Source organism: Pseudundibacterium arcticum (assembly GCF_042646465.1).
GTDB classification, from domain to species: domain Bacteria; phylum Pseudomonadota; class Gammaproteobacteria; order Burkholderiales; family Burkholderiaceae_D; genus Undibacterium_A; species Undibacterium_A arcticum.
Map to the genome: position 1 here is coordinate 1 of NZ_JBHRTP010000049.1, position 6,806 is coordinate 6,806.

Here is a 6,806-nt window from a genome sequence, read left to right on the forward strand (position 1 = left end):
GATACTGAATATCACCTCGGTTCACGAGGTGATCGCATGGTCAGGCTATAGCGCCTGCACGGCGAGCAAGGCCGCGCTGTCGATGCTCACCAAGACCCTAGCCCAGGAAGTGGCCCCGCATGGCGTGCGTGTGCTGGCAAAAGGTCTGGGCGCCATCAAAACCGCGATCCTCGTTTTTACGGGTACATTCAGCAAGCACATTTTAGATTTGAAATTGTCCTGGAAAGAGCGCGCGCACAGACAAATGACGGGCAGAATGTTGTCACCGCTGGGCGGGTGTCGATAGTCGGAGATGCGAAGCCCATGGGTACGTCGCCGGAGTTGATTACGCGGCATCTTCAATCCTTCGGATGCCAAGTAATATCTTGCGCTCGGCAACTTTGCGTTCTATCGGCTTGTACCGGAACGAGCCCGTTATGTCGCAGGAGTCGGTCTGATGGGGCGGCTTGAAAAAAGGGCTATTCCGGACGTCAATCGTCGGACTAACGGCATATCACAACCTCATCCCGCCCGGTGAAAAAGCCGACAAGGAAGCGCGCCAGGATGCTAATTTCATACGTTTCAGGATAATTGTTGAATCCCTGCCAAGACCCAACCACCTTGTCCAGACATCGGTTTGGACAGGTTCCAGACTTCGGTGAATGGTTCAGCCGGTGCATTGTCGGCCTCCTTGATCATGCCGGAGAACTTCACGCTGGCCAGATAATCGCTGCCCAGGGTTTCGACACCCAACAATTCGGCGTTCAAAGTCACCGCATCGGTATTGTTCGGCGATGCGCCACGCTCCTGGATTTGCATCTTCAGCTCGGCAAACATTTCCGGCGTCGTGAATTCACGGATATCGTTGATGTCCGCCTTATCCCATGCCGCTTGCAGGCGGATAAAGTAGATCTTTGCATTACGCAGGAAAGCCGGCACATCGAAATCGGCTGGCACGCCAAATGGCGGGACGTTGCTCGCGGCAGCGACCGGTACCGACTGCAGCGGTTGCGCACCGGTCGTGTCGATGCGGGAACCGATTTCCGGAGTGGAAACAGAAGGATACCCCGCTGCATAGGCAGAGGCATTATTGCCATCGCTCTTGCGGCGGAACATGCGGATGATGAACATCACCGCAATCGCCAATAGCGCGATCATCAGGATGCTACCGAATGCGCCACCAAGGCCAAAATGCGACATCAGTGTGCCCAGCCCGAGTCCAAGCAAGGCGCCGCCCAAAATGCCGCGCCATGGACTGGCCGGTTTTGGCGGCGGCGTTTGCGGTGCCGCAGCGGTAGGCGCAGCAGGTTTTGCCGGGCTCGCGCCCTGGCTCGGTGCCTGAGCCGGAGGACGGCTCAGGCCTTGCGATTGCTTGCCGAACGAACCGCCGCCGCCCAGACGTTTGGCGTCGGCCTCGGATACGGTGATCGACAATACACTGGCCATCACCAGCAATGCGATAAAGAATTTTTTCATGCGGAACTCCTAGAGTTTGATTCCGGTATGGGAGGGGCAGTCGTAGTTCCGGTGCAATTTGGTGCGCTTCCCCAGTGCCAATATCACTTGAGCCACCTACCCAGTTAATTTAGAGTACAACGGCAGGATTCAACATGCAGAACAGAAAGCAGGAAATTATCGGCACAGCCGTCATCATAGCTCCAGAAGACGTAACGAAGGGCGACTGGAGATGCGACTTCCGGCGCGGCGCGTCCGAATCCGGTGGTCGTGGCCCTCGCGCAACGACGCAAGTTCTGTGCGGCTGAGAAGCATCGCATTCTCAACCTGGCCGACGATTGCACCGACCCCGGCGATATCGGAGCGCTGTTGCGGCGCGAAGGAATTTACTCTTCGCATTTGGCCAGTTGGCGCAAGCACCACAAAACGTCTGAACTGGCCATGGCGGCCGAGCAAAAGCGCGGCCCTAAAACCAAGCTTGCCACTGCAATGAAGCCAAAAGCAAACTCGACCACGACAAAAGCCGCGTTCAAGGCGATGGCGATGGCACGACCATGATTATTCGGATCACCGTGGTGGTGACCGCTGCCACCCGCGAGTGCCCACCGTGATCGTGGCCATGATTGTGAGAATCGTTGTGTCCGTGGTGATGTGCCATCAGTCTGCTTCCGTGTGAGGGTCGGCGATGTGTTCCAGCATGTCTGCCAGCACGCCCGAGATATGTTGATCGGCGGCGGCATAGAACACCTGCTTACCGTGGCGGTCGGCCTTGACGATGCGCGCCGCACGCAGCAACCGCATGGCTGACCAGTGAATTGCTCAAGTCGAGCTTGTTGGCGATGTCGCTGACCGCAATGGGTGGGTCAAGGCACGCCAACACAATCCGTAGGCGCGTCGGGGTCGCCCAGCAAACGGAACAGATCGGCTAGTTCAGCAACAGAGCTATCGGCATTGGATGAAGTCATTTTTGCTAACGTATGAATAGGTGTTCACATGTCAATCTGTTGGCTGGGTGTTGGCACGGTCCATGCGTCACATCTGGTACGATACTATTCGTCGCCGAGCACTTCCGGTCGGCATGCCGCTACTATTGGTTGGGTTGGGTTGTGCCGCAACTCGGGCAGTATGCCTCTGGTCGGGAAATTGAGCCGAAATCCGTCCATGGCGCTGCGCACAGTACTGCGAGCATCACCTATTTGGCGAGAGCGCTATGTGGCGTGCTCAGTTGCCGATTGAGGATTATTCGTGAGGGCTTATCACATGATTCAAGTCCATACCGCCGCCCGATCGCGCCTTCAAAAAAGCATGGATTGTGGGCGAACACGGGGGTTTACCTTGATCGAGATCATGGTGGTCGTCGTGATCATGGGGATTTTGGCTGCATTAATCGTTCCCAAGTTAATGGGCCGTACCGATGATGCGCGAATTATAGCCGCCAGGCAGGATATCGCGACCATTATGCAAGGGCTCAAACTATACAAGCTCGATAATCAGCGGTATCCGACGACCGAGCAGGGGTTGCAAGCGCTGATGTCCAAACCAACGACAGGGCCTAACGCCAATGGCTGGAAAACGGGTGGCTATTTGGACAAATTGCCGAAAGACCCATGGGGGAACCCATATCAATATCTGTCGCCAGGTATCCATGGCGAAGTCGATGTGTTTTCTTTTGGTGCCGATGGACAGCCAGGCGGCACGGGGAACAACGCCGATATCGGTTCATGGGAGCTGTAATTCGGTATTTCCCTTGTGGCGCAAATTTTCCTGCCATACCGCTCATGTTGCGCAGTGCTCAAATGGATCTGTGTGAGTGTCTTTCACTATGTCGGTATGCTGCCGTTCCTGCAAATTCCGTAGATCGAGGTCTTACGCGACACGTTGCTGCCAACGTGCTTGCCATTCGATTGCGTGGATCGCGAGGAAATTCGAGGGCCGGTGCATTGGGATATCCGGCTGATGGAGAGTTTCATGCTGATCATCGGTCCCCGCTTCCGTTTCTGCCAATCGGCCATGGTTCGCCCTGGTGAAACAACCTCTTCAAGCAAGATCGCCTCTGCGTCGCGTCAGTCCGGCAAGTGATTGGACATATACCGGCACCTCTTCACCTTATAGACAGGTTGCGTAATTCATTAGTATCCTGTCAAGTATGTGTAAATATCGACGCATTGCAGCGGATGAATGTTGAGTTGGGGGTCTCACGCATTTCCGGCATCGATGTGGCCCGACGCCTACGCAGCCCTATCGAGGCAGGTTTTCAGGGCATCATTTTTCAAACCAATCAGCGCGAGAGATAAACATGGTGGATGTGGTGCGTAGAATCCAAAGTTTCAATGCGGGCCGTGATCCCGAGCGATTACGGATGAAATACCGCAATATCCGCAGCAATCCTTTCGTCTTCCTGCGCGGGACGTGCCATCTTTTCTATGACCTGCTACCTCAAGACGGCCTGTTCCGGTCTGCACCGTTGACCTGGATCTGCGGTGACTTGCATCTAGAGAACTTTGGCAGCTACAAGGGTGACAATCGTCTTGTCTACTTCGACGTGAATGATTTTGACGAAGCCGCGCTGGCGCCAGCGAGTTGGGACATAGTACGCTTTCTCACCAGCGTACTGGTCGGGGCTGACGGCATGTCGGCCAGTCGCATTGAGGCGCAGACCCTGGGTCAAAGCTTTCTCGATGCCTACGCTTCCGCACTTGTGCTAGGCAAGACGCGTTGGGTGGAGCGCGATACCGCCCAAGGCATCGTTGGAGAATTGCTGGAGGGTCTGCGTGATCGCCCGCGTTCCAAATTTCTCGACGGACGCACCCAACGCAAAGGCAGGCAGCGCGTCCTGCGCGTGGACGGCAAGAAGGCCCTGCCGGTGTCCGACAAACAGCGCGCCGGAATCACTGCCTTCATGGAAAAATATGCCGAGGAGCAGCCGAATCCGGACTTTTATAAACCGCTCGATGTGGCGCGCCGGATTGCCGGCACCGGTAGCCTCGGTGTGGATCGTTATGTCATTCTTATCCAGGGCAAGGGTTCGCCGGACGGCAATTACCTGCTCGATCTCAAAGAAGCGCTACCGTCATCGCTAATGCCGCACCTGAAGGTGCTACAGCCCAAGTGGAAAACCGAGGCGCACCGGGTGGTGGAGTTACAGCGACGCTCCCAGGCGGTTTCCATGGCGTTCCTGCAACCGGTAGTGGTTGGCAAAACCAGTTATGTATTGCGTGGCCTGCAACCCGCCGAGGACCGGATCACTTTTGATCGGCTCCATCACACCATGCCCGAACTGCAGCATGTTATGTCCACCATGGGCAGTATCGTTGCTTGGGACCAGCTGCGTAGCGCCGGTCGTCAAGGATCGGCGATTGCGGACGAACTGATTGCCTTTGGCCAGAGTCGCAAATGGGAAAAACAATTGTTAAGCCTGTCGCAGGACTGCGCCGCTCAGGTACACAAGGACTGGCAGATATACAGTGACGCTTACGATGACGGAGTGTTCAAAGTGTGACGCTTTAACATCATTGTTAATTGATCTCCGTGGCCCGGTACCCGGCCAAAAGGGCAGGGCAGACCTACGGCGATGAATACGGACACCAAGATTTTTTCACTCTTTGGCAGGGTTGCGGTCTGTTCAGTTGGTCAATGAGTAACAATTTGTAATGCCCGTCATCAACTTTGCGTGGCAGTACGTTTTTGTTGCAATGGCAGACGCCAGAAACCGCCAACGACGAGGGAGAGACTCATGACCAAATTTACAAAGGCTGTCGCAGTGACTGTCATTACGATGATTTTTGGCAGCGTAGCTATAAGCGCGTTCGCTGCCGATACACACTGGCAAAAGAAACACCCACGGCGCGAGCAGGTCAACAATCGCCTTCAAAATCAGAACCGGCGCATTCACAATGAAGTAAAGGAAGGGGATCTGACACGCGGTCAAGCGCAGGCATTGCATAAGAAGGATCGTCAGATTCGCCAGGAAGAGCGCGCCATGGCGTCACAAAACGGCGGCCATATCACCAAGCAAGAACAAAAAACACTGAATCAACAGGAAAATGCGGTCAGCAAACAAATTGGCAAATAATTCTTGTCTACAATGATTGAGACAGCGCATGTGTAAGACAGGGGAAACCATAGCTGGTGTTCTCCCATGCTCAATTGAATAACAATCAACAGGGATCAACAATGAAACGTATGCTGAACGTGCTCTTTTTAGCTGCCGCCGCGATGGCGACAGTCGGTTGCACGACCGTCGTAAGAGAGCGGACCGTGGTCCGCGAGCAGCCGCAAAAAGTCGTCGTCAAACAGATGCCGGCTCCCATTCAGGAAGTGATCAGCGCGCAGCCCGCTCCCGGTTATGCCTGGGTACCTGGACACTGGGTATGGCGTAATACTGGCTGGTTATGGCAGGCCGGTCATTGGTATCAGGGCACAGTGCGTCCGATGCCTACCGTCATTGTCGAGCAAATCACCGTTGCGCCAAGTCCTGCTCATTTCTGGATTCCCGGTCATTGGCAGTGGGAGGGCGGGGACTGGGTCTGGCGCAAAGGGCACTGGGCAGCTTAAGGTTTGGCAATCGCGATTGCACGATATTGTTCGCCAGTGACTTTCTAGCGCACAATGGAATGCAATCGCGATCACTACCGAAATTTCGCACAACAATGATCGACGGTGGCTCACACTTGCACAATTGACTTCCTCCGCTCAGCCAATGGTCTGCCGTTCAACAAGTCCGCCACCTGTCGATCCGCGAAGCTATGTGGCTTTGGACGCCGCCCGCGCGGCCGGCAATCAGGCGGCGGAACGCCACCGTTCGGAGCGGGCCACGCTCCAGGAACAACTCGGAGATCTAAGGCAGAAAACAGGCATGCTGGAGGGCAGCCTACGACGAACCGGGACTTGGCCGTCCATGAAAACAAAACCATCCAGGCACAATTGGAAGATGCTACTGCACAGCTTTCCTTGATACGCGCCAAGCGGCTACATGGCATCAAAAGGCAGAGGAAGCGCAACAGGTCATTGCCAGACTGAACGGGGCGCCCAAGTCAGTACGCGCGCCGCGTAAACCGCAGGTCGGTTGATGGGATTGTTGGACATCAGAATTCGGATATATCAGAAAATTGAATTTTCTTTTAAACTCAATTGATTAAGACCATTCCTGCGAAATTTTAAAGGAATCCCCGCCGACGCTCACATTCTTTCATAAAAAATGTTGCCCGCATGCGTACGGCTGCGGCTTACGAACTGTGCCTTGCAGCCTTCATGAATTTATAAAAATAGGGGGTATCAGTTAAAACATGGTTCTCCAAGGTATTGCTTGCTGCGCGGATTCAACTATGAAGTGCAACTGACGATGGAATTTAGTGGGAGTATCTGGAGGCCAA

At 54.8% G+C, this 6,806-nt stretch carries 7 protein-coding genes and 1 pseudogene; 6 read left to right on the forward strand and 2 right to left on the reverse strand.

Going from position 1 to position 6,806, the window contains the following annotated elements:
* Window positions 1-286 (forward strand): SDR family NAD(P)-dependent oxidoreductase (locus ACFOFO_RS15555; RefSeq protein ID WP_390331959.1); only part of this gene is annotated, 286 nt, incomplete at its 5' end.
* 275 nt (window positions 287-561) lie between these two features.
* On the opposite strand, the gene ACFOFO_RS15560 is transcribed toward ACFOFO_RS15555, so the two are convergent.
* Window positions 562-1,455: a Tim44 domain-containing protein gene (locus tag ACFOFO_RS15560; protein ID WP_390324447.1), complete on the reverse strand. Its 894-nt coding sequence runs from the start codon at window positions 1,453-1,455 to the stop codon at window positions 562-564.
* A 243-nt stretch (window positions 1,456-1,698) separates the two neighbouring features.
* Between ACFOFO_RS15560 and ACFOFO_RS15565 the strand changes: the two genes are divergently transcribed.
* Window positions 1,699-1,992, forward strand: coding sequence for a hypothetical protein (locus ACFOFO_RS15565; protein WP_390331960.1), 294 nt, complete (start codon window positions 1,699-1,701; stop codon window positions 1,990-1,992).
* Between the two features lie 99 nt (window positions 1,993-2,091).
* Here the strand turns inward: ACFOFO_RS15565 and ACFOFO_RS15570 are convergent.
* A pseudogene (locus ACFOFO_RS15570) lies at window positions 2,092-2,399 on the reverse strand (ArsR/SmtB family transcription factor).
* Between the two features lie 340 nt (window positions 2,400-2,739).
* On the opposite strand from ACFOFO_RS15570, the gene gspG reads away from it, so the two are divergent.
* The 4 genes from gspG to ACFOFO_RS15590 all read left to right on the forward strand — a co-directional run bounded on the left by gspG (window position 2,740) and on the right by ACFOFO_RS15590 (window position 5,988).
* Complete coding sequence (gene gspG / locus ACFOFO_RS15575; protein ID WP_390328061.1) at window positions 2,740-3,168, forward strand: type II secretion system major pseudopilin GspG; 429 nt, start codon at window positions 2,740-2,742, stop codon at window positions 3,166-3,168.
* A 562-nt stretch (window positions 3,169-3,730) separates the two neighbouring features.
* On the forward strand, window positions 3,731-4,933 hold the full coding sequence (locus ACFOFO_RS15580; protein ID WP_390331961.1) for a DUF2252 domain-containing protein: 1,203 nt from the start codon (window positions 3,731-3,733) through the stop codon (window positions 4,931-4,933).
* Window positions 4,934-5,167: 234 nt separating this feature from the next.
* Window positions 5,168-5,506: a hypothetical protein gene (locus tag ACFOFO_RS15585; protein WP_390331962.1), complete on the forward strand. Its 339-nt coding sequence runs from the start codon at window positions 5,168-5,170 to the stop codon at window positions 5,504-5,506.
* A gap of 101 nt (window positions 5,507-5,607) precedes the next feature.
* A complete protein-coding gene (locus ACFOFO_RS15590) occupies window positions 5,608-5,988 on the forward strand; it encodes a hypothetical protein (RefSeq protein WP_390324450.1) in 381 nt (126 codons plus the stop codon).
* The last annotated feature ends 818 nt before the right edge of the window (window positions 5,989-6,806 follow it).